The sequence below is a fragment of the Pseudomonas sp. IT-P4 genome, assembly GCF_949767755.1.
GTDB classification, from domain to species: domain Bacteria; phylum Pseudomonadota; class Gammaproteobacteria; order Pseudomonadales; family Pseudomonadaceae; genus Aquipseudomonas; species Aquipseudomonas monachiensis.
Genome location: NZ_CATKPX010000067.1, coordinates 279026 through 302718, shown reverse-complemented (window position 1 = coordinate 302718; position 23693 = coordinate 279026). Strand labels below are relative to the sequence as shown.

At 61.9% G+C, this 23693-nt stretch carries 16 protein-coding genes; 12 read left to right on the top strand and 4 right to left on the bottom strand.

Annotation, left to right across the window (positions count from 1 at the left end; translation table 11 throughout):
- Positions 1-47 precede the first annotated feature (47 nt).
- Positions 48-1391, bottom strand: coding sequence for a CDP-diacylglycerol--serine O-phosphatidyltransferase (gene pssA, locus ACM6IT_RS24455; protein WP_414918862.1), 1344 nt, complete (start codon positions 1389-1391; stop codon positions 48-50).
- A gap of 217 nt (positions 1392-1608) precedes the next feature.
- Here pssA and ACM6IT_RS24450 point away from each other — a divergent pair, with 217 nt between their 5' ends.
- From ACM6IT_RS24450 to ACM6IT_RS24440, 3 genes are all read left to right on the top strand, one after another.
- On the top strand, positions 1609-2172 hold the full coding sequence (locus ACM6IT_RS24450; protein WP_056727494.1) for a TetR/AcrR family transcriptional regulator: 564 nt from the start codon (positions 1609-1611) through the stop codon (positions 2170-2172).
- A gap of 55 nt (positions 2173-2227) precedes the next feature.
- Positions 2228-2704 carry a DUF1348 family protein gene (locus ACM6IT_RS24445; RefSeq protein ID WP_056727496.1) on the top strand — a complete coding sequence of 159 codons (477 nt, stop codon included), beginning with the start codon at positions 2228-2230 and terminating at the stop codon, positions 2702-2704.
- 190 nt (positions 2705-2894) lie between these two features.
- Positions 2895-3674 carry a TSUP family transporter gene (locus ACM6IT_RS24440; RefSeq protein ID WP_056727498.1) on the top strand — a complete coding sequence of 260 codons (780 nt, stop codon included), beginning with the start codon at positions 2895-2897 and terminating at the stop codon, positions 3672-3674.
- Here the strand turns inward: ACM6IT_RS24440 and nudC are convergent.
- Both nudC and ACM6IT_RS24430 read right to left on the bottom strand, forming a co-directional pair.
- Positions 3642-4472 carry an NAD(+) diphosphatase gene (gene nudC, locus ACM6IT_RS24435; protein WP_046037107.1) on the bottom strand — a complete coding sequence of 277 codons (831 nt, stop codon included), beginning with the start codon at positions 4470-4472 and terminating at the stop codon, positions 3642-3644. The two genes, ACM6IT_RS24440 and nudC, sit on opposite strands and share 33 nt — an antisense overlap.
- Positions 4473-4478: 6 nt before the next feature.
- Positions 4479-5291, bottom strand: coding sequence for a crotonase/enoyl-CoA hydratase family protein (locus ACM6IT_RS24430; protein ID WP_056727499.1), 813 nt, complete (start codon positions 5289-5291; stop codon positions 4479-4481).
- A 563-nt stretch (positions 5292-5854) separates the two neighbouring features.
- Between ACM6IT_RS24430 and glgA the strand changes: the two genes are divergently transcribed.
- The 9 genes from glgA (at position 5855) to ACM6IT_RS24385 (ending at position 21345) form a co-directional block, all read left to right on the top strand.
- Positions 5855-7438: a glycogen synthase GlgA gene (gene glgA, locus ACM6IT_RS24425; RefSeq protein ID WP_056727502.1), complete on the top strand. Its 1584-nt coding sequence runs from the start codon at positions 5855-5857 to the stop codon at positions 7436-7438.
- A gap of 12 nt (positions 7439-7450) precedes the next feature.
- The gene (gene treZ / locus ACM6IT_RS24420; RefSeq protein WP_414918861.1) at positions 7451-9247 is read left to right on the top strand and encodes a malto-oligosyltrehalose trehalohydrolase; all 1797 of its coding nucleotides are present in this window, start codon (positions 7451-7453) and stop codon (positions 9245-9247) included.
- Positions 9244-11322 (top strand): 4-alpha-glucanotransferase, encoded by a 2079-nt coding sequence (gene malQ, locus ACM6IT_RS24415; RefSeq protein WP_223541462.1) that lies wholly within the window; start codon positions 9244-9246, stop codon positions 11320-11322. Before treZ ends, malQ begins: the two co-directional genes overlap by 4 nt.
- Positions 11319-14114 (top strand): malto-oligosyltrehalose synthase, encoded by a 2796-nt coding sequence (locus tag ACM6IT_RS24410; RefSeq protein WP_414918860.1) that lies wholly within the window; start codon positions 11319-11321, stop codon positions 14112-14114. Before malQ ends, ACM6IT_RS24410 begins: the two co-directional genes overlap by 4 nt.
- A 21-nt stretch (positions 14115-14135) precedes the next feature.
- On the top strand, positions 14136-14453 hold the full coding sequence (locus tag ACM6IT_RS24405; protein ID WP_056727508.1) for a DUF2934 domain-containing protein: 318 nt from the start codon (positions 14136-14138) through the stop codon (positions 14451-14453).
- Between the two features lie 150 nt (positions 14454-14603).
- The gene (glgX, locus tag ACM6IT_RS24400; RefSeq protein WP_414915071.1) at positions 14604-16766 is read left to right on the top strand and encodes a glycogen debranching protein GlgX; all 2163 of its coding nucleotides are present in this window, start codon (positions 14604-14606) and stop codon (positions 16764-16766) included.
- A gap of 213 nt (positions 16767-16979) precedes the next feature.
- The gene (locus tag ACM6IT_RS24395; protein WP_414918859.1) at positions 16980-17738 is read left to right on the top strand and encodes a PIG-L deacetylase family protein; all 759 of its coding nucleotides are present in this window, start codon (positions 16980-16982) and stop codon (positions 17736-17738) included.
- A 96-nt stretch (positions 17739-17834) separates the two neighbouring features.
- Positions 17835-18635 carry an endonuclease/exonuclease/phosphatase family protein gene (locus tag ACM6IT_RS24390; RefSeq protein ID WP_414918858.1) on the top strand — a complete coding sequence of 267 codons (801 nt, stop codon included), beginning with the start codon at positions 17835-17837 and terminating at the stop codon, positions 18633-18635.
- A 181-nt stretch (positions 18636-18816) separates the two neighbouring features.
- Positions 18817-21345: an autotransporter outer membrane beta-barrel domain-containing protein gene (locus ACM6IT_RS24385; RefSeq protein WP_414918857.1), complete on the top strand. Its 2529-nt coding sequence runs from the start codon at positions 18817-18819 to the stop codon at positions 21343-21345.
- 116 nt (positions 21346-21461) lie between these two features.
- On the opposite strand, the gene glgB is transcribed toward ACM6IT_RS24385, so the two are convergent.
- Positions 21462-23693, bottom strand: coding sequence for a 1,4-alpha-glucan branching protein GlgB (gene glgB / locus ACM6IT_RS24380; RefSeq protein WP_056727516.1), 2232 nt, complete (start codon positions 23691-23693; stop codon positions 21462-21464).

Here is a 23693-nt window from a genome sequence, read left to right as displayed (position 1 = left end):
TGTGGGAGCGAGCTTGCTCGCGATCGCTTTTCTGAGACCCACCGGGTTTACAGGATGCGGTAAAGCAACCGCTCGATCCGCACACGACTCACGCGCTTGAGGAACTTGGCCACGCCCGCCGGGTATTCGGCCAGGGTTTCCAGGTTCTGGAAGTGCTCGATGCGCCGGGTGTGCTGGAAGATCTCCGCCAGCTCTTTGCCACGCGGTTCCAGCAGTTCGCCATGGGGGTCATCGATCAACAAGGCGTTTTCCAGATCGAGTCGAAACGCCCGCGGGTTGAGGTTGTTGCCGGTCAGCAAGGTATAGCGCCGGTCGATCCACATGCCCTTGAGGTGATAGGTGTTGTCGCCATCTCGCCACAGGTGCAGGTTCAACTGCCCGCTGTCTATGTTGCGTTGATGACGCTTGGCAAACCGGCGCAAGCTGATTTCGTACAGGTACGGCAGCGCCGAAATGACCCGGAAGGGTTCGCTCGGCGGAATGTAGAAATCGTTGGCCGTCTTGTCGCCGACCACAATGTCGATCTTCACCCCACGGGCCAGTGCGCGGTTGATCTCGCGGATGATCGCCAGCGGCAGGTTGAAGTACGGCGTGCAAATGGTCAGTTGCTGCTGGGCGCTGGCGATCAGTTCGCAGATCACCCGGTTCAACGGATTGTTCTTGCCGACGCCAAGCAGCGGGCTGACGGACAAACCGGTCCTGTCGGTGGTGCCCTGCGTGGTGTCGTACGCCGCGTGCTTGAGGCGGCTGCGCAGGTCACCAATGTCATTGCGCAGGCTGCGGGTGGTCGGCAGGTTCGGCAGGTCTAGGCGGTGCACCGCCTTGGACGCCACCAGGCCGTGCTGCACCAGGTGCTGCATCGAATCGGCCAGTTCACGATTGTGCAACAGGTGATAGCGGTCGTAGCGGTACTTGTCGAACTTGTGCAGATAGACGTTGTTCAGGCTCGCGCCGCTGTAGATCACCCAGTCATCGATCACGAAGCCTTTAAGGTGCAACACACCGAACAGCTCGCGGGTTTGTACCGGGACGCCGTAGATCGGCACTTCGCTGGCATGGGTACGGGTCACTTCCTGATACCAGGCGGAGTTTCCCGGCTGCTTGCCGGCACCGATAAGGCCGCGCTGGGCGCGCAGCCAGTCGACGACCACCACCACGTCCAGTTCCGGACGCGCCAGTTTGGCCGCGTGCAAGGCATCGAGTATTTCCTGGCCGGCTTCATCCTGTTGCAGGTACAGCGCAACGATGTAGATACGCCGGGTCGCGCTGGCAATTTTCTCCAGCAGGCAACGACGGAATTCGGCAGCGCCGGCGAGGACGCTGACGGCATCGGCCGTCAGCGGAAAACTGCGCAACTTGGGCAGCAGGGAGCGTTTGAAAAGCGACGGCATAGGGCTCGCAATGGGTCGAATCCGAAGAACCCATGAGCTTACACCATGCAAAGGTTCGGGTCTTGTTACCGTCTGTAATGTCCCCTTCGCGAGCAGGCTCGCTCTCACTGGCTGAATGCATTCCCATGTGGGAGCGAGCCTGCTCGCGAAGACCATTTATCAGGCACTACAAAAATATCGATTGACCATGGAGAACGATCGTTCTACTGTTTGTCACATGAACGAAATCACTAGCAACGACACACGCGACATCATTCTGGATGTCACCGAAAAGTTGATCTACAAAAGTGGCATAGCCGCCACTGGCATGGATCTTCTGGTGAAAACCGCCGGCGTCTCCAGAAAAAGCGTCTACCGCTACTTCGCCAACAAGGACGAACTGGTTGTGGCGGCCCTGCAACGCCGCGACCAGCGCTGGATGCACTGGTACAGAGGCGCAGTCGGCCAGGCACAAACCCCGGCCGAGCGACTGCTCAACCTGTTTACCGTACTCAAGTCGTGGTTCGCCTGCGAAGGTTTCCGCGGCTGCGCCTTCATCAACACCAGCGGCGAAACCGGCGACCCGCAAGACCCGGTGCGCCTGGTCGCCAAAGAACATAAACAGAAGCTGCTCGACTACCTGTGCGAGCTGTGTACCGAACATGGCGCCGAGGATCCGCAACTGCTGGCCAGACAGCTGCTGATCCTGATCGACGGTGCCATTACCGTGGCGCTTGTAATGGGTGATCACAGTGCCGCCGATAATGCGCAATGCATGGCGCGAAAGTTATTGGACCTGTAGCAACCTGATCAAGCTCGACAATTGTTTGAACTTTAACTTGATACGGAGACTTGAAATGTCTAATGCCGAAGTTCGTCCGCCATTACCCCCATTCACCCGTGAATCGGCGATTGAAAAAGTTCGCCTGGCCGAAGACGGCTGGAACTCCCGCGACCCCGAGCGTGTGTCCCTGGCCTACACCCTGGACACCCAATGGCGCAACCGCGCCGAGTTCGCCCACAACCGCGAAGAGGCCAAGGGCTTCCTGACCCGCAAATGGGCCAGGGAACTGAACTACCGGCTGATCAAGGAGCTCTGGGCATTTACCGACAATCGCATTGCCGTGCGTTATGCCTATGAATGGCACGACGACTCAGGTAACTGGTTCCGCTCCTACGGCAACGAAAACTGGGAGTTCAACGAGGACGGCCTGATGGCCCGCCGCTTCGCCTGCATCAACGACATGCCGATCAAGGAAAGCGAACGCAAGTTCCACTGGCCGCTGGGGCGTCGGCCTGACGATCATCCGGGGCTGTCGGATCTGGGCTTGTAATTCAGCTTCACGCTAAACCCTGTGGGAGCGGGCTTGCTCGCGAAAGCGGTGTGTCAGCCAACATTTATGCTGGATCTGGCGGCCTCTTCGCGAGCAAGCCCGCTCCCACATTGGTGTTGTGTTGTTAGTGTGGGTAACATGTCGCCCCTTCCCCGCAGCCCTTTCTGCACCCGCCGATTAAGCCGATCCCATGCCTTTCGAACTTAGCGTTGACCTCTCCACCCTGGCCATCCTGGCCCTTGTCGCTTTTGTTGCCGGTTTCATCGACGCCATCGCCGGTGGCGGTGGGCTGTTGACCACTCCTGCCTTGCTGACCGCCGGCCTGCCGCCGCACCTGGTGCTGGGCACCAACAAACTCAGTTCGACCTTCGGCTCGGCCATTGCCAGTTTCACCTTCTACCGCCGCAAGTTGTTCCACCCCGCGCAATGGGTCCACGCCATCGTCGGCACTCTGGTCGGCGCGCTGACCGGTGCCGTGGTCGCCCATTACCTGCCGGCGGAATGGCTGAACAAAATGCTGCCGGTGATCGTTTTCGCTTGCGGTGTCTATCTCTTGTTTGGCGGCACGCCGAAAGCGCCGCTGGATAGCAACGCACCGATCAAGAAAAAGTGGCAGTCGACCCAAGGCTTCAGCCTCGGCTTCTATGACGGCGTGGCCGGTCCCGGCACGGGTGCGTTCTGGACCGTGAGCAGCCTGCTGCTCTACCCCATCGACCTGGTGAAGGCCAGCGGCGTGGCGCGCAGCATGAACTTCGTCAGCAACGCGGCGGCACTATCGATCTTCATCTTTTCCGGTCAGGTGGATTGGGTCATCGGCCTGTGCATGGGCTCATCGTTGATGGTCGGCGCCTTCTTCGGCGCTCGCACCGCCATCAGCGGCGGCGCGAAATTCATTCGCCCGGTGTTCATCACCGTAGTGCTGGGCCTGACCGTGCGCCTAGCCTGGCAGCACTGGTTCAGCGTGGCCTAAGCGCCGCGCCACATAGACGTCGATCAGGTAACGGGCAATCGAGCGTGACGCCGGCAACGGCGGCAGCTCGTGCACGTTGAACCACTGGGCGTCCTCGATCTCGTCTTCCTGACAGACGATCTCGCCACCGGCATATTCGGCGTGAAAGCCAAGCATCATCGAGTGCGGGAACGGCCAGCACTGGCTGCCCATGTACTGGATGTTCCTGACCTCGATGCTCACCTCTTCGCGAACCTCGCGAATCAGGCAGTCCTCGGCCGATTCGCCCGGTTCGGCGAACCCCGCCAATGTGCTGTAGACACCGCTGACAAAACGCGGTGAACGTGCCAACAGCACTTCATCGCCTCGAGTCACCAGGACAATCATGCTCGGCGAAATCCGCGGGTAGCTGCGCAGATCACATGGCTGGCAATACATCGCGCGCTCGCGCGGCACCTGGGTCATGGCCTGACCGCAGTTACCGCAAAAGCGGTGCTCCCGGGCCCAGGTGCCGATCTGCGCGGCGTAACCGAGCACCTTGTACAGCGTGTGATCGCCTTCGAGCATGAACGCCCGCAGGCCTTTCCAGTTGCAACCCGGCACTTCGCTGTGGCTGCGCAACTCCAGCAGATAGACCGGCTCGCCATCGAGGTGACCGATGCCATGCTCGGCCAGAATCGACAGGTCCTGACGTTTCAGCCATTCGCGCGCGAACAGTGCGCCGTTGTCATCGAACAGAAAGCCTTCGGGGCTGCGCGCGATGGCCCAGCCGCCGGGTTGATCGGTGTCCAGTACTGCGGTGGTCCAGCGAGGAATCATGGTTAATCAATCCAGAAATTCGGGTTTCTGTTTGCTCATATGGGCGGCCATGGCCACGCGCAGATCGGTGGATTGCAACATGGCGGCGTTCCAGGTGGCGATGTATTCGAGGCCGTCATCGATGCGATGGTCACGCATGTAGCTGATCATCTCCTTGGTGCCGGTGACGGCGATCGGTGACTTGCCGGCGATTTCCCGGGCAATGCCCATGACGCCGTCGAGCAGGCTGGCGCTGTCGCTGTAGACGCGATTGACCAGGCCCATGCTCCGCGCTTCATCGGCGCCAAAAGTGCGACCAGTGTAAGCCAGTTCGCGCAGCATGCCGTCACCGATGATTCGCGGCAAGCGTTGCAGCGTGCCAACGTCGGCGGCCATGCCGATGTCGATTTCCTTGATCGAAAACTGTGCGTCCTCGGCGGCATAACGCATGTCGCACGCGGCGATCAGGTCGATGGCGCCCCCCAGGCAGTAACCCTGAATAGCCGCAAGCACCGGTTTGCGGCAGTTATCGACGGCATTGAACGAAGCTTGCAGGGTGAGGATCTTGCGCCGCAACAGGCGCGCGTTGCGTCCCACGTCCTTGCCCAGTTCATTGGCCACGCCGGCCAGCATCATCAGGTCGATCCCCGAGGAGAAATGCTTGCCTGCTCCGCTGAGGACCACCACCCGCACTTCATCGGTGTCGTCGATCCACTGGAAGATCTCGACGATCTCGCTCCAGAACGCCGCGTTCATCGAGTTGATCTTCTCCGGGCGGTTGATCTGCACATGGGCGATTTTATCGACCAGTTCGACGTTGAACGCAGTGTACTGAGACATGGAAATGATCCTTTTGCGGGCAAAAATGAGGCCCGAACTATAACAAGGCATCAAGGTGGGCAGTAAGGCAGTGGTTTGGCCAAATGCGGGACTCAAAAACACGCACCACAATAGTGCGCGCCTGATATATCACGTCGCACATTTATGTGACTGCCCAGTGACTTTTTGAGGCCCGAACGCAAAAAAACATGCACTTCGTCGGGGCGTTTGCACCTCGACCAGGCACGTCCGTCCCGCTACAAACCGATTGTCGAACAATTTTGCCATCTGCCCTTTACCGCTCTAAGTTCTGGCCTAGACTCACTTTCTCAATGCGAAACCGGCCGGTCACAAAATGGAAAAATAGTCGAAACTTTTTCCAATCCCGATCGGTCCTCTGACAAGAAGGTGCGTTGCGACTGGTGCAATCTTTGCAACGGCTGATTCAACCCTTTTGCTTCGACTCGACGCATTGGGCAGCGCTTGCTCACTGATGCGCAGCGCGTTTGCGCCGGCCACGGGAAATGGCCATGAAACACCGTTTGCCAGACCTAAGAATTAGATCAACAACACGGGAGATTCATATGATCAGTACGGCTTTGGAAATACAGGGAGAGCGTGCTCATCAGGTCGGCGAATCGAGCGCCGTAACTGCCGCAAACACCCAACCCGCCAGCGTTCCAGGCACCAGGACGCTGACCCCGGCAGCCAACCAGAATCCGAACCGTAAGAAAGTCCTGTTCGTCACCTCGGAAATTGCCGACCTGGTGAAAACCGGTGGCCTGGGCGATGTTTCCGCAGCACTGCCGCGGGCCATGGCCCATCTGCACGATGTACGGGTGTTGATCCCCGGTTACCCGCAAGTGCTGCACAGCGAGAACCCCATTCATATCATCGGTGAGCTTGGCGGCCATGCTGCGTTGCCACCGTGCAAGATCGGGCGCATGGACATGCCCGATGGCCTGGTCATTTACGTGTTGATCTGCCCCGAACTCTACGAGCGCGAAGGTTCACCCTACGGCGCCAACAACGGCCGCGACTGGCCGGATAACCATATCCGTTTCGCCCGCCTGGGCCTGGCGGCGGCTGATATTGCCGCCAACCTCGCGCAGATCCACTGGTGCCCGGACCTGGTGCACGCCCACGACTGGCCCGCCGGCCTGGCCCCTGCCTACATGCACTGGCGTGGGCAGCGCACACCGACGCTGTTCACCATCCACAACCTGGCCTATCAAGGTGTGACCAGCCTGGGCTCGTGCCCCGAACTGGGCATTCCCCAACACGCGCTGCAACAGGAAGGCATGGAGTTCTACGGCAAAATGTCGTTCCTCAAGGCCGGAATGGCCTATTCGAGCCACATCACCACGGTCAGCGCGACCTACGCCCAGGAAATCACCACCCCGGATTTCGGCTGCGGCCTGGACGGTTTCCTCGCCGCCAAGACCCAGCAAGGCCTGCTCAGTGGCATTCCCAACGGCATCGATGAAAGCTGGGATTCGGCGACCGACCCGCACCTGTTCTGCCCGTTCGACATCGGCGACTGGGATGGCAAGGCCGTGAACGCCGCCCATGTCCGCGAACTGTTCGGCCTGAAAGACTCCGAAGGACCGCTGTTCGCCGTGGTTTCGCGCCTGGTTTATCAGAAAGGCCTGGACCTGACAGAGGCGGTGTCCGAGTACATCGTCAAAAATGGCGGGCAGATCGCGATCATCGGTCGCGGCGAGCCGGAAGAAGAACAGGCCATGCGTGAACTGGCCCTGCGCTTCCCCGGGCAGATCGGCGTGCGCATCGGCTTCAACGAAACCGACGCCCGGCGCATGTTTGCCGGCAGCGACTTCCTGCTGATGCCTTCGCGATACGAGCCATGCGGCCTGAGCCAGATGTACGCCCAGCGCTTCGGCTCGTTGCCGGTGGCACGCAACACCGGCGGTCTTGCCGACACCATCGAAAACGGCGTGACCGGTTTCCTGTTCGATGAATCCACGGTGCAGAGCTATCAGGAAGCCCTGAGCCGCGCGTTCAAGGTGTTCGCCTTTCCCGGCCTGCTGCACGCCATGCGCTGCCGGGCCATGGCGGCGCCGTTCAACTGGTGCAAGGCGGTCGAACCCTACGCCGAGCTCTACGAACAGCTTGTGGCCAAGGCATTGGGGAAATCGCACAAACAGTAAGAGGCTTTGAAGATGCCGTTACGGACCCTTGAGACCTGGCCCCACGGCGCAATCATGCTGGACGCAGAGCACACGCGATTCGCGTTGTGGGCGCCAGATGCGTACTACGTCAGTGTCGAACTGGAAAATGGACAGTCCTTGCCGTTGCTGCCCCAGGCCGACGGCTGGTTCGTGAGCAACATCCGATGCGCGGCGGGCACGCGTTACCGCTACAGCATCGACGGCGAACTGGAAGTGCCCGACCCGGCCTCCCGTGCCCAGGCCGGCGACATCGACCGGCACAGCGTGGTGGTCGATCCGCTGGCCTATGCCTGGCAACACGCCGCCTGGCTGGGACGGCCGTGGAACGAAGCGGTGATCTACGAACTGCATGTCGGTGCGCTCGGCGGCTTCAGCGCCGTCGAGCAGCATCTGGCGCGGCTGGTCGAACTGGGCGTCACCGCGATCGAACTGATGCCTGTCGCGCAGTTTCCCGGCGAACGCAATTGGGGTTATGACGGCGTCCTGCCCTACGCGCCCCAGGCGTCATACGGCTCCCCCGAGCAGCTCAAGCACTTGATCGACACCGCCCATGGCCACGGCCTGGCGGTGATCCTCGACGTGGTCTACAACCACTTCGGCCCGGACGGCAATTACCTGCATCGTTATGCCAAGGGCTTTTTTCGCGAAGACAAACACACGCCGTGGGGCGCGGCCATCGACTTGCGCCGTCGCGAAGTACGGGACTTCTTCATCGAAAACGCCTTGATGTGGCTGCTGGAGTACCGTTTCGACGGTTTGCGCCTGGACGCGGTGCACGCCATCGAAGACCCGGATTTCATCCAGGAACTGGCACGACGGGTGCGCCAGCAGACGGGACCGGCGCGGCATGTGTGGCTGATGGTGGAGAACGAACATAACCAGGCCAGCCTGCTCGAACAGGGTTACGACGCGCAGTGGAACGATGACGGCCACAACGCCCTGCATGTGTTGCTGACCGGCGAAACCGACGCCTATTACGCCGACTACGCGCAAAACCCCACCGAACAACTGGCGCGCTGCCTGAGCCAGGGCTTCGTGTTCCAGGGCCATCTCAATCGCCATGGTGTGGCGCGGGGCGAACCCAGCGGACATCTTCCGCCCAGTGCATTCATCCTGTTTTTGCAGAACCATGACCAGATCGGCAACCGGGCCTTCGGCGAGCGCCTGCATCAACTCGCCCACCCGCAAGCGCTGCGGGCCGCCACGGTGTTGCTGCTGTTGTCGCCGATGATTCCGCTGCTGTTCATGGGCGACGAATTTGCCGTCGAGCAACCCTTCCTGTTTTTCACCAGCCATCACGGTGAATTGGCCAGGCAGGTTCGCGACGGCCGGCGCAATGAGTTCGCGGCGCTCAGCGCCTTTGCCGACCCGATCCTGCGCGAACACATTCCGGACCCGAACGATCCGCAGACATTTGCAGCGTCCCGCCCAGTCCTGCCATCGACCGGCCATTGCGAGATGCACGACCTGTATCGACGACTGTTGCAGATCCGTCACCGGCACATCATCCCGCGCCTGCCGGGCGCCCGGGCACTGGGCACCGATGTGCTGGGTGAAGCCGCGGTCAGTGCAACCTGGCGCCTGGGCGATGGCAGCCAGCTGCGCATTGACCTGAACCTCAGCGCCAGCCCCGTAGTCCACACCTCACAGACCGGTGCCACGCGCTTGTTCGAATACCCGCCAGAGGGCGCCGACCTGCCGGCCCCAAACACCCTTGCCCCGTATTGCGCGCTCGTCAGCCTCGCCGCCGCAGCCCCCTTTGCTACCCCGTTTGGAGAGCGTCCATGAGTGATGCGCAACTGGAAATCCTGGCCAGCCGTGCCGGTCTCGCAGTCGATTGGCTCGACGCCAACGGCCGCCCGCAAAAAGTCGCGCCGTCCGTGTTGCGCAATGTGCTGACCGGCCTTGGCCACCCGGCCGGCAGCGCCCAGGAAATCGACGCCAGCCTGCTGGAACTGCAAGAGGTGCAACAGACCCATCACTTGCCGCCATTGATCACCGCCGATGTCGGGAAGGGCCTGGACCTGGCGCGCTTTTTCGAGCCCGGGACCCCTTGCGAAATCCACCTCGAAGACGGTTCGCGGCTCGACCTGAAACTGGACGCCAACGCGGTGCTACCGGGGCTGGTACCGGTCGGCTATCAACAGGTCAGCATCGACGGACAAAGCTTCACCCTGGCCGTAGCCCCGGCCCGTTGCTACAGCGTGGCCGATGCCGTGGACAACCCCATCCCCCGTGCCTGGGGCCTGAGTGTGCAATTGTATGGATTGCGCCGCCCCGGCGATGGCGGGTTTGGTGACACCCAGGCGCTGGAGGACCTCGCCCGGGTGGCCGGCGAGCGTGGCGCCGAGGCGCTGGCGATCAGCCCGCTGCATGCGATGTTTTCCAGTGACACCCAACGCTACAGCCCCTATTCGCCGTCCAGCCGCTTATTTCTCAACAGCCTTTACTGCGCCCCGGGCACCATTCTCGGCGAACGCGCACTGCGCACCGCCATCGATGCAACCGGGCTGGCCATTGAACTCAAGGCGCTGGAAGAGCGACCGCTGATTGACTGGCCGGCCGCCGCCGAAGCCAAGCATCGGCTGTTGCAGTCGCTGTACGAAGGTTTCGTCCAGGGCGAACATCCTTTGCACGAAGACTTCAGCAGTTTTCGTCACGCCGCCGGCGAAGCGCTGGAAAACCACTGTCGCTTCGAAGCGATCCAGGAGGCGCGCGCCGCCCGGGGTGAACACCTCGACTGGCGGCAGTGGCCCGAACCCTGGCGCAATCCGCGCAGCGCCGAACTGGCGGCATTCGCCGAAGAGAATGCCGGGCGCATCGGCTTCTTCGCCTTCTGCCAGTGGCTGATCACGCGCTGCCTGGAGCGCGCGCAAACCGCCGCCCGCGCCAGCGGCATGAGTATCGGCCTGATCGCCGACCTGGCCGTTGGCGCCGATGGTGGCGGCAGCCAGGCCTGGAGCCGTCAGGACGAACTGCTCGCGTCCCTCACCGTCGGTGCGCCGCCGGACATTCTCAACCGCACGGGCCAAGGCTGGGGGATTTCCGCATTCTCCCCTGAAGGCCTGGTGCGCAATGGTTTCCGGGCCTTCATCGAAATGTTGCGGGCCAATTTCGCCCACTCCGGTGGCTTGCGCATCGATCACGTCATGGGCTTGCAGCGTCTGTGGGTAATCCCCAATGGATCGCCGCCAGCGGACGGCGCCTACCTGTATTACCCGGTGGACGATCTGCTGCGCCTGCTGACCCTGGAATCCCATCGTCACCAGGCCATCGTCCTGGGCGAAGACCTCGGCACCGTGCCGGACGGCCTGCGGGAAAAACTCATCGCCCGCTCGATGCTGGGCATGCGGGTATTGCTGTTCGAACAGGACAACACGCATTTCAAGCCGATCCTCGACTGGCCGGACAACGCCCTGGCCACCACCAGCACCCATGACCTGCCGACCCTCAACGGCTGGTGGCATGGCCGCGATATCGACTGGAACGCCCGGCTCGGCCTGCTCGATGCCAGTGGTGAAATCGAATGGCGCCAGCACCGCGAACGCGAGCGCGAAGGCCTGCGCCGGGCGTTGAGCCAGGACCCGCAGAACTTCCGTGAAGAGTCCCACGAAACCGACCAGGTGCTCGATGCCAGCGTGCGCTTCCTCGGTCATACCCGGGCCCCCTTGGTGCTGCTGCCCCTGGAAGACGCCCTTGGTGTCGAACAGCAAGCCAACCTGCCCGGCACCATCGACTCCCACCCCAACTGGTCGCGGCGCTTACCCGGTTACAGCGAAGCCCTGCTCGACGGAGCGGATGCCGCACGACGCCTGGAGTTGCTCGCCTGTGCGCGGCTCCAGGCGGCCGAGCGTGATCGATGACCCAGGTACCGAGTCGTCTACTGCGCGCCACCTTGCGCCTGCAATTTCACAAAGGCTTCACGCTTGAAGATGCGGTGCCACTGGTGCCGTATTTCTCCCGTCTTGGCATCAGCCATGTCTACGCCTCCCCGCTGTTGCGCGCCCGCGCCGGGTCGATGCATGGTTATGACGTGGTGGACCCGACCCGGGTCAATCCGGAACTGGGCGGAGAGGCGGCGCTGCGCAGCCTGGTCAGCGCCCTGCACGAGCACAACATGGGGTTGATTCTCGACGTCGTCTCCAACCACATGGCGGTCGGCGGCGGTGACAATCCCTGGTGGCTGGATTTGCTGGAGTGGGGACGCCTGAGCCCTTACGGCGAATTTTTCGACATCCAGTGGCATTCACCCGACCCGTTGATGGAAGGCCAGTTGCTCCTGCCGTTTCTGGGCAGCGACTACGGCGTCGCGTTGCAGGACGGCACCCTGCCCCTGCGCTTCGATGCCTGGCACGGCAGCTTCCATGTCGAGCACTACGAACATCGCTTTCCGATTTGCCCCAGCGATTACGGGGAACTGCTCAGGACCGATGCACCGCTCGATACACAGCAGGCCGAACAACTGAAAAACCTGGCCGATCGCTTCAGCACCCTGAGCTACCAGACCGACGCCCACAGCCTGGCCCTGCCGCTGAAAGCGGAACTTCGCGATCTGGTCAACGATCCGGCCCTGGCCCACGCCATCGAGCAGCACCTGAACAACTACGACTCACTGACCGGCGAAGGCTTCCGGCGCCTGCACAACCTGCTGGAACGCCAGAGCTATCGCCTCGCCAGTTGGCGCACCGCCGCCGATGACATCAACTGGCGGCGCTTCTTCGATATCAATGAACTCGGCGGACTGCGGGTCGAGCGTCCCGCCGTGTTCGAAGCCACCCACGCGAAGATTTTCCAACTGGTGGCTGAAGGGCTGATCGACGGGTTGCGCATCGACCACATCGACGGCCTCGCCGACCCGCGAGGCTATTGCCGCAAGCTGCGCCGCCGGGTCGACAGCCTGTCAGCGGGCCGGCACCTGCCCATCTATGTGGAAAAGATCCTCGGCGAAGGGGAAACCCTGCCTCGCGACTGGTCGGTGGACGGCACCACCGGCTACGAATTCATGAACCAGTTGTCACTACTGCAACAGGATCCACGGGGCGCGCAGACTCTGGCCGAACTCTGGCATCGTCACAGCGAGCGGTCCGCCGATTTCGGCCAGGAAGCTCAACTGGCCCGCCAGCAAGTCCTCAGCGGCTCCCTGGCCGGAGATTTCGAAAGCGTTGCCCAGGCCTTGTTGCAAGTGGCCCGGGACAACCTCATGACCCGCGACCTGACCCTCGGCGCCATTCGCCGGGCCTTGCAGGCGTTGATCGTGCATTTCCCGGTGTACCGCACCTACATCAGTCCCCTTGGCCGGTCGGCCCAGGGCGAGGCGTTTTTCCGTCAGGCCATGGACGGCGCCCGCCAAACCCTGGGTGAAGAGGACTGGCCGGTGCTCGACTGCCTGGCCGGATGGCTCGGCGGTGAACCCTGGCGTTCGCGCCCGGCCGGTCGCGAGCGCAAACGCTTGAAGCACGCCTGCGTACGTTTCCAGCAACTGACCTCACCGGCGGCGGCGAAAGCGGTGGAAGACACCGCGTTCTATCGTTCGGCGGTCCTGCTCTCGCGCAATGACGTTGGCTTCAACACCGAACAGTTCAGCGCACCTGTCGCCGACTTTCATCAGGCCTGTATCGAACGCCTCGACACCTTCCCGGACAATCTGCTGGCCAGCGCCACCCACGACCACAAGCGCGGTGAAGATTCACGGGCGCGGCTGGCGGTACTGAGCGAGCGCAGCAGTTGGTACGCCGACCAGATCGGCCTGTGGCGCGCCCTCGCCCGGCCCTTGCGCAACGACGATCAAATGCCATCGGCGGGGGATGAACTGATTCTCTACCAGGCGATCATCGGCAGCTGGCCGCTGGCGTTGGAGATCGATCATGCGCCGGCCCTTGAGGACTACGCAAAACGCCTCTGGCAGTGGCAACGCAAGGCCCTGCGCGAAGCCAAACTGCAAAGTAGCTGGAACGCGCCCAATGACCCTTACGAGCAAGCGAGCGAAGACTTCATCCAGCGTCTGATGCTCAGCCCCGAAGGCGAGTTGTTGCGTACGGCCCTGGCCAAGGCTGCCCGCTCGATTGCCGCCCCCGGCGCACTCAACGGATTGGCGCAAACCTTGCTGCGCATGACCGTGCCCGGTGTACCGGACTTGTATCAGGGCAACGAGTTCTGGGACTTCAGCCTGGTCGACCCGGACAACCGTCGTCCCGTGGATTACGCCAGCCGCCAGCAGGCGCTGCAGCAAGCGGTGGACCTGCCGGACTTGATGCAAAACTGGCGTGACGGGCGCATCAAACAAGCCTTGATTGCGCGCACCCTGAGCCTGCGCGCCGAGCATGCCGAGCTATTTCGGCGTGGTACCTGCCAGGCTTTGGAAGTGGTGGGCAGCGAGGCCCATCGAGTGCTGGGATTTGTCCGTGAACGGGAGGGGAAACGCGCCATTGTGATTGTGCCGATACGTTGTGCCGATCTGCTGGAAAACGGTGCCGAACCACAGGTCCACGCGCCGCTGTGGGGCGATACCCGGGTCAAACTGCCGTTCACCGTCCCGGACGAACATCTGCAGGGACTTTTTTCCCGCATCACAGTCACAGAACACAGGGAGCTGCTGATCAGCGCCGCGCTGGGGGATTTCCCGGTCAATCTCATTTTTCAAACTGCCCACACTTGAATTCAATTCAGGAGCATTACGATGAGTACCGACGATAAACGCATCCGCGAATTTGCCTATCAGATCTGGGAATCCGAAGGAAAACCCGAAGGCCAGGAGGCCCGTCACTGGGAAATGGCGTGCAAACTGGCGGAAGCCGAAGCCCTGGCCCCGAAAAAGCCGGTCAAGGCTGCTGCGAAAACCCCGGTCAGCAAAACGGCCAATGGCAAGGCTGGCGATGCCAAGGTCGCCGCGGCAAAAACCAAGGCCAAACCGGCGGCGGCTTCGAAGGTGATCCCGCCGGGGGAAAAGGCCGCTGAGAAAAAGCCCCGGGCTGCGCGAAAACCGCCAGCGGTTTGAATAGGCCTTGAGGCCCCTTCACGGGCAAGTCGGACCGCCGCACCGCCGCTCACACAGTGATTGGTGGTGTAACTGCAATCTGTGGCAACTCACAGGTCCCTGTGGGAGCGGGCTTGCTCCTACAGGTTGCCGCCGCTTTAAGGAATACCTATGACCAGTCCGAAGAAAGCCGCCGCGCCAGCCACTCGTGCCGAAACCACACGAATCCGCGAAGGCCTGCCCTTTCCACTGGGTGCCACCTGGGATGGATTAGGAGTCAACTTCGCCCTGTTTTCCGCCCACGCCACCAAGGTTGAACTGTGCCTGTTCGACGACGCCGGCGAGGTGGAACTCGAACGCATCGAACTGCCCGAATACACTGACGAGATCTACCACGGCTACCTTCCCGACGCCCATCCGGGGCTGATCTACGGCTATCGCGTCTACGGTCCATACGACCCGGCCAACGGCCATCGCTTCAACCCCAACAAACTGCTGATCGACCCCTACGCCAAACAACTGGTGGGCAAGCTGAAATGGTCCGAAGCGCTGTTCGGCTACACCATCGGCCACCCCGACGCTGACCTCAGCTTCGATAAACGGGACAGCGCGCCCTTTGTGCCCAAATGCAAGGTCATCGACCCGGCGCATACCTGGGGCCACGATCATCGGGTCAGCGTGCCGTGGGACAGGACGATCATCTATGAAACCCATGTGCGCGGCTTCAGCATGCGCCACCCCGCCGTCCCCGAAAACCTGCGCGGCACCTTTGCCGGGTTGATGGTCGATGATGTGGTGGAGCACATCCGCAAGCTCGGCGTGTCGACTGTGGAATTACTGCCGATCCACGCCTTCGTCAACGACCAGCATCTGCTGCACAAGGGAATGACCAATTACTGGGGCTACAACAGCATTGCGTTCTTCGCCCCCGATCCGCGTTACCTGGCCAGCGGCAAGATCGCCGAATTCAAGGAAATGGTCGCGCACCTGCACGAAGCCAATCTGGAGGTGATCCTCGACGTGGTCTACAACCACACCGCCGAGGGCAACGAGCAAGGCCCGACCCTGTCCATGCGCGGCATCGACAACGCGTCCTACTACCGCCTCAAGCCCGATGACAAGCGCTTCTATATCAACGATTCCGGCACCGGCAACACCCTGGACCTGAGCCACCCCTGCGTACTGCAAATGGTCACCGACTCCCTGCGCTACTGGGCCACGGAAATGCACGTGGACGGCTTCCGCTTCGACCTGGCGACCATTCTGGGGCGTTACCACGACGGTTTCGACGAGCGCCACAGTTTCCTCGTGGCCTGCCGCCAGGACCCGGTGCTGCGCCAGGTCAAACTGATCGCCGAACCCTGGGACTGCGGCCCCGGCGGTTATCAGGTCGGCAACTTTCCGCCGGGCTGGGTCGAGTGGAACGACAAGTTCCGCGACACCGTGCGCGCCTTCTGGAAAGGCGACGACGGCCAACTGGCTGACTTTGCCAGCCGCCTGACCGCTTCGGGCGATATGTTCAATCAACGTGGTCGGCGGCCATACTCATCGGTCAATTTCGTCACCGCCCACGACGGCTTCACCCTCAACGATCTGGTGTCGTACAACGACAAGCACAACGAGGCAAACGACGAAGACAATCAGGATGGCAGCAACAACAACCTATCGTGGAACCACGGCGCCGAAGGCCCCACCGACGATCCCGAGATCAACGCGCTGCGCCATCGGCAGATGCGCAATTTCTTCGCCACCCTGCTGCTGGCCCAAGGCACGCCGATGCTGGTGGCCGGCGACGAGTTCGCCCGCACCCAGGACGGCAACAACAACGCGTACTGCCAGGACAGTGAGATCGGCTGGGTCAACTGGGACCTCAGCGAAGATGGCAAGGCCCTGCTCAAGTTCGTCAAACGCCTGATCAAGTTGCGCCTGACCTACCCGGTTCTGCGGCGCGGACGTTTTCTGGTGGGCAATTACAACGAGGATATCGGCGTCAAGGACGTGACCTGGCTGGCGCCGGACGGCACACAAATGACCACCGAACATTGGCACGATGCGCACAATCGATGCCTGGGTATGTTGCTCGATGGCCGCGCCCAGGAAACCGGCATCCGCCGCAAAGGCGTCGACGCGACGTTGATGCTGGTAGTCAACGCACATCACGACATCGTCAATTTCCGGCTGCCGGAAGTGCCTGACGGCGGTTTCTGGACATGCATGATCGACACCAACCAGCCGTCGATCCGCGGCCAGGAGCGTTTCGAGTTTGGCCACGAGTACTCGGTCACCGGACGCTCGTTGCTGCTGTTCGAGTTGCAGCATGAGGAAGAAGAGTAAAAAAGCCTACAGGCGTTTATGGCCGCAACACCGCAGAGCGGAAAAGTCATTGCGGACAGGTTCGCGACGCGACGAATAGCGTTACATGAGCAATACTCGATTCGCGGCAATCCAGGGTTTGGCTTGTCGCTCCGCTATCAACGAGCCCTCACGGGTCTGCCGGGCTGGTCCCATGCACGACTGAAGGCGACGCAGAACAAGGACGTATCGACTATGAAACCCGTTTCCCTGAGCGATGCCAGCCTGCCTTCACAGATCTGGAACAGCGCCCCGCAACTGGACAGCATTCCGGTCATCAGCACCCAGTCGCTGGTACCCACCGGCGCACGCGCGGTGCTCATTGCCCCGCACCCCGGCGATGAGGTCGTGACCTGCGGCGGCCTGCTGCAGTTGCTCAGCAACCTCGGCCACCCGCTGCAATTGATCTCGATCACCGACGGCAGCGCCAGCCATCCGGGCTCTCGGCAGTGGTCGGAAAAACGCCTCAGCGTGTTTCGTCCCCAGGAAAGCGTCGAAGCCATCCGCCGGCTCGGGTTGCCGATGCACAGCCTGAAGTGGATTCGTGGCGGGTTTACCGACAACGCCCTGGTGGAGCACGAAGATCAGATCGCCCAATTCATCACGCGCTACCTGCGCCCCGGTGATGTGGTGTTCAGCACCTGGCGCGAGGACGGCAACGTCGACCACGACACCGTTGGCCGCGCCAGCGCCAGGGCGGCAGCCAACGCAGGGGCAACCTACAACGACGTACCGTTCTGGGCCTGGCACTGGCCGGCACGAGACCGGGAACTGATCCCCTGGCACCGCGCCCGCAAGGTGCGCCTCGATACCTGGACCGTCGCCCGCAAGAGCCACGCCACCCATGCCTACGCCAGCCAACTGGACGGCGAACCGGCCATCGGCCTTGCACCGTCGCTGCCCCGGCCGCTGTTGGAGCGTATCCGTTTGCCTTATGAAATCGTGTTGGTATGAACTCATCGATTATCGACCCGGTGCAGTCCATCGGACTGAACTGCCTGCCATTGCATCAGTCGCATGCATAAGCAGCCTTGAGTCAGAGGAGTGTAAGTGGCCAGTTATCCAAAACGGCAGGCAGCCGAATCGACACCCTTGAACACGCCCCCGGCGATTCATCGGCTTCGCGTGCTGACGGTCAACACCCACAAGGGTTTTACTGCACTCAACCGGCGCTTCATCCTTCCTGAGTTGCGTGAAGCGGTGCGCAGTACGTCGGCAGACCTGGTGTTTCTGCAAGAAGTCGTCGGCGAGCACGACCGCCATTCCTCCCGCTACAACGATTGGCCACAAACCTCGCAATATGAATTCCTCGCCGACAGCATGTGGAGCGACTTTGCCTATGGGCGCAACGCCGTCTATCCCGACGGTCACCATGGCAATGCCCTGCTGTCGAAATACCCGATCCGCGAGTATCGAAACCTGGATGTTTCCATTACCGGCCCGGAACGCCGTGGCTTGCTGCACTGCGTGCTGGACGTGCCGGGGCATCGCGAAGTGCATGCCATTTGCGTTCACCTCAGCCTGCTGGAAAGCCATCGGCAACTGCAGTTGCAGTTGCTCTGTCAGCTCCTCGAATCCCTGCCGGATGATGCGCCGGTGATCATTGCCGGCGACTTCAACGACTGGCAGATGCAGGGCAATGCCACCCTTGCCCGCCGCGACTACTTGCACGAAGCCTTCGAACGCCACCTTGGCCGACCGGCCAAAACCTACCCCGCGCGGTTTCCCTTGCTGCGCCTCGATCGCGTCTACCTGCGCAACGCCAGCAGCCACCAGCCGCAAATACTGGGAAACAAGCCGTGGACGCACCTGTCCGATCATTTGCCGCTGGCGGTGGAAGTGCACTTGTGAATCACGGCTATCAGGCGCCTGGCGCTGTGATAACGCCTCCCACCTGTTATTTCTGACAGTAGCCGCATTGAAGCGGTGCCTGCTACGTTGGTGACGCCCTGCCGATGCCGGTAAGGGCAGTCGGTCCTGGCCATTGCTGACGGCCAAAGGAACGGACGTTGATCCCATCGCGGAGGCAACCATGGAGTTTTCGACAGATCTGCCCAAATACCGTTTCAGCGCCTGCCTGTTCTCGATCTGGTTATGCGCGAACTGGCCCCAGGCTGCCGACGCCGCCTGCACACTCATCCCCACCGCCGGTAACGACAACTTCGTCTGCGACAGCGCCACCAGTGGACCGTTGACCGACCTGTCGGGCAACAACACCCTGACCTTTCCTGCCAACGGCACCGGCAGGATCAACGGTAACGTGACCTTCGGTACCGGCGCCGACACCGTGACCATTGCTTCGGGCACCGTAGCCGGGGCACTCAGCCAAGGCAATGGCATCGATGACTTCGTCATGTCTGGCGGAACTGTTCAGTCACTGGCCCAAGGGGATGGTCGCGATACCTTCCTGATGACCGGCGGCACCATCGTCGGCGCTTTCGAGGACGGCGACGTCGCCAGGATGACCGGTGGCTCCATCGGCCGGGTTGACATGAAGCTCGATAACAATCTCTTCGAAATGTCGGGTGGGCAGATACTTCGCAACCTGGTGACCGGTTTGGGCACCGATACCATCATCGTTTCCAGGGGGAGGATCGGTGGCAACATCAGTGTCAGCAATGGCAACGACAGCATCACGGTCACCGGCGGGGAAATCGTCGGCGAGATCCGCGCCGGCAATGGCGATGACACCCTGGTATGGGACGGCGACGGGATCATCCGCTCGCAAATCCTGCTGGAGGCCGGCAACGACAGCGCCACCCTGCGCAACCTCAGCGAAAGCACCCTCGCCCTCACCCCGAGCATCAATGGCGGCGTCGGCAATGACCTGCTGACCTTCGATCACACCACCTCGTCAGGCGCCGCCCGGTATATCAACTGGGAAACGGTCAATCTCGCTAACAGCTCGCGCTTTGATCTCGATGGCACCTTTCAATTGGGGGACAGCACCAGCGGCACGGGCGTGTTCAATCTCGATGGCAGCAGCACCCTGACGTCGGCGCAAGGCAGCATCGTGCCATTGACCGCAGGTCGGCTCGTTACCTTGAACAACAGCGGGATCATCGACCTCACTCGTGGCAACTCGCGCACCAATGACAGCCTGACGGTTGAAGGCAATTACGTGGGTAACGGTGGCCAGCTGTTGTTGCAAAGTGCCGTGGGCGATGACAGTTCTCCCAGTGACAAGCTGGTGGTCAACAACGGGACATTGACCGGCAGCACCCTGATCAGCGTCACCAACCTTGGCGGCGTGGGCGCCTTGACCCGGGAAAACGGAATCCAGCTGGTACAGGCCCAAGGCACGGCGGTCAGCGACAGCACCGCGTTCGCCCTCAAAGCCCCGGTGTCGGTTGGCGCCTTCGATTACCGCCTGTTCAAAGGCGGTATCACACCGGGCAGCGAAAACAGTTGGTATTTGCGCTCCCAGGTGGTGGCGCCGCCAGTCGTTGCCGTCGCCAACCCTGATCCCGCGCTGCCGCCGACGCTGGTGCCCATTGTGGCAGTGCCGGTGGCCGCACCGGTGGTTGTGGCCACCGCGGCTGAAGGCGTTGCAATCGTCGAAGCCCCGGTGCTACCGGCCGCCGTACCCGGCGCAGCACCAATCCCCTTGTATCGCGAGGCCGTACCTACCTGGTCGGTGGTGCCGCCAGCTGCAGCACAGTTGAGCCTTGCCGCGTTGGGCACCTTCCATGACCGTCAGGGCGATCAGAGCCTGCTGAGTGAAACCGGTGTCTTGAGCGCCGGTTGGGGCCGGGTCTACGGCAAGAACCTCGAGCAGACCTGGGCCGGCACCGTCACCCCAAGACTGGACGGCTCGCTCAACGGTTTTCAGGTCGGCAATGATCTGTTCAGCTCAGAGTGGGCGGGTGGGCAAACACAGCGCAGCGGTTTCTTCATCGGCCACAGCCGCCTGCAAGGCGATGTCGACGGTTTCAATCAGGGCTTCGCGGGCAAGCGCTCCGGCAACGTCGAGTTGGAAGGCGACAGTCTTGGCGTTTACTGGACCCTGACCGATCGCGCCGGCGCGTATCTCGATACCGTGGCCATGTACACCCGGCTCAACGGCGACAACCGCTCCGAAAGTGGACTGAAGATCGACAATGAAGGGCACGTGACGACGTTATCGGCAGAAGTCGGATACCCGATCCCGGTGGCCGGTAACTGGGTGGTCGAACCCCAGGCACAGGCGATTTACCAGAAAGTCAGACTCGACAGCCAGGACGACGGTATTTCCCATGTCTCGTTCGATTCCGACACTGCCTGGACCGGCCGCGTCGGCGCACGCCTGAAGGGTCGCTACGAGGTCGGCGGCCGGCCGCTGGAACCTTATCTGCGGGCCAACATCTGGCACACCTTCACAGGTACCGATACGGTCACCTTTGACCATCTCGATCAGGTCGAAACCCAGCAACGAACCTCGTCCGCCGACCTGGGCATCGGCATGGTGCTGAGCGTTGCAGACTCGTTCAGCGTGTACGCCGGACTCGACTACACCAACAATATCGACAGCAACCAACAACGGAAAACCTACGGTAACCTGGGTGTACGGCTGCGCTGGTGAGGAAATACTTCAAAAGATGCTTTGACCAGGCTGGCCCCTTCGCGATCAGGCTCGCTCCCACATTCATCCAATGTGGGAGCGAGCCTGCTCGCGAAAGGCAGCAACGCGGCTCTGGATCAGCCCTGCGGCCTTAACATCAACACCGCCAACGGCGGCAAATTCAGCACCAGCGACAACGCCTGCCCATGACTCGGCGTCTCCTCGGCCACCGCCCCGCCACTGTTGCCGTAATTGGAACCGGCATAGATGGAGGAGTCGCTGTTGAGCACCTCGTTCCACTGCCCGGCAAACGGAACCCCGACGCGATAAGCCTCACGCGGCACCGGCGTAAAGTTGGCCACCACCAGCACCGGCTCACCCTCCTTGCTCCAGCGCAACCAGGCATAAACACTGTTGATCGCGTCATCGCCGATCAGCCACTGGAAACCCTGCGGCACATCGTCCTGCTCATGCAGCGCCGGCGCTTCGCGGTACAAGCGGTTGAGGTCGGCCACCAGTTTCTGCACACCCTGGTGCTCGGGGTATTGCAGCAGGTACCAGTCCAGTTGCTGGTCATGGTTCCATTCGCGCCACTGGCCGAATTCGCAGCCCATGAACAACAGCTTCTTGCCCGGATGCGCCCACATGAAACTCAGGTAGGCCCGCAGGTTGGCGAATTTCTGCCAGCGGTCGCCGGGCATCTTGTCGATCAGCGAGTGTTTGCCATGCACCACTTCATCGTGGGAGATCGGCAGGATGAAGCGCTCGGACCACGCATACACCAGGCCGAAACTCAGCTCGTTGTGGTGATGGGCGCGGTACACCGGGTCCTGCTGGATGTAATGCAGCGAATCGTGCATCCAGCCCATGTTCCATTTGTAGGCGAAGCCCAGGCCGCCCTGTTGCGTGCCCTGGCTGACACCCGGCCATGCGGTGGATTCCTCGGCGATCACCAACGCACCGGGCGCTTCGAGTGCCACCACGTCATTGAGGTGACGCAGGAAGTCGATGGCTTCCAGGTTCTCCCGTCCGCCATGGCGGTTCGGCACCCACTCGCCGGCCTTGCGCGAGTAGTCGCGATACAGCATCGAGGCCACTGCATCGACCCGCAGGCCGTCGACATGGAAATGCTTGAGCCAGTGCAGCGCCGACGCCAGCATGTAGCCGTGCACTTCGGTGCGACCCAGATTGTAGATCAGTGTGTCCCAGTCCTGGTGGAACCCTTCCTGCGGGTTGCCATACTCGTACAGCGCCGTGCCATCGAACTGGGCCAGGCCATGGGTGTCGGTGGGAAAATGCGCCGGCACCCAATCGAGAATCACCCCGAGTTCGGCCTGGTGGCAGGCGTTGATGAACGCAGCGAACTGGTCCGGCGTGCCATAGCGCGCACTCGGCGCAAATTGCGACAGCAACTGATAACCCCACGAACCGCCGAACGGGTGCTCCATGATCGGCATCAGTTCGATGTGGGTGAAGCCCAGGTCTTTGACATAGGGAATCAGTCGCTCGGTCAGTTCCGGCCAGGTGTACTGGCGGGCCACTTCACCCAGGTCATCCAGCTCGCATTGCCACGAACCGGCGTGCAATTCGTAGATCGACAACGGTGCCGTCACCCGCTGGCGGTCACCCCGGGACATCATCCAGTCCTGGTCCTGCCAGTCGATGCTCAAGGGTGAGGCGACTTTCGAGGCGGTGTCCGGCGGCAGGCTGGTGGCCAGCGCCACGGGATCGGCCTTCAACGGCAGAATGCCATGGGCGCCGAGAATCTCGTATTTGTAGGTGTCCCCGGCTTGCAGGCGCGGGATGAACAATTCCCAGACACCGGTGGGATGACGCAGGCGCATCGGGTGCCGGCGCCCGTCCCAGACGTTGAAATCGCCGACCACCGACACCCGCCGGGCATTCGGTGCCCACACCGCGAAACGCACGCCGTCGACGCCGTCCACGGTTTTCAGTTGCGCGCCCAGGCACGCGCTGAGGTCGCGGTGATTGCCTTCGGCAAACAGGTACAAATCCATTTCGCCCAGCAATGGGCCAAAGCTGTACGGATCTTCTGCGGTTTGCTCGCCGCCGGCCCAACGGGTGCGCAGCAGGTACGCTTGCGCTCGATCGAAATGCCCGACGAACAAACCCGGTGTCTGCGTGGCCTCAAGGTGACCCAGATCCTCGCCGGAGTCCCTGGCCAGTACCTGCACACTCAGGGCGCCCGGCAGATACGCGCGAATGAATTGTCCGCCGGCACCATCGGCGTGGGGGCCGAGAATGGCGAAAGGATCGATATGCTCGGCACGCACCAATGCATCGATATCCCGCGCCCTGGGCAGCAGCGCTTCTTTGTGATGACCCTGTTCCTTGTTCGAGAAACTCAT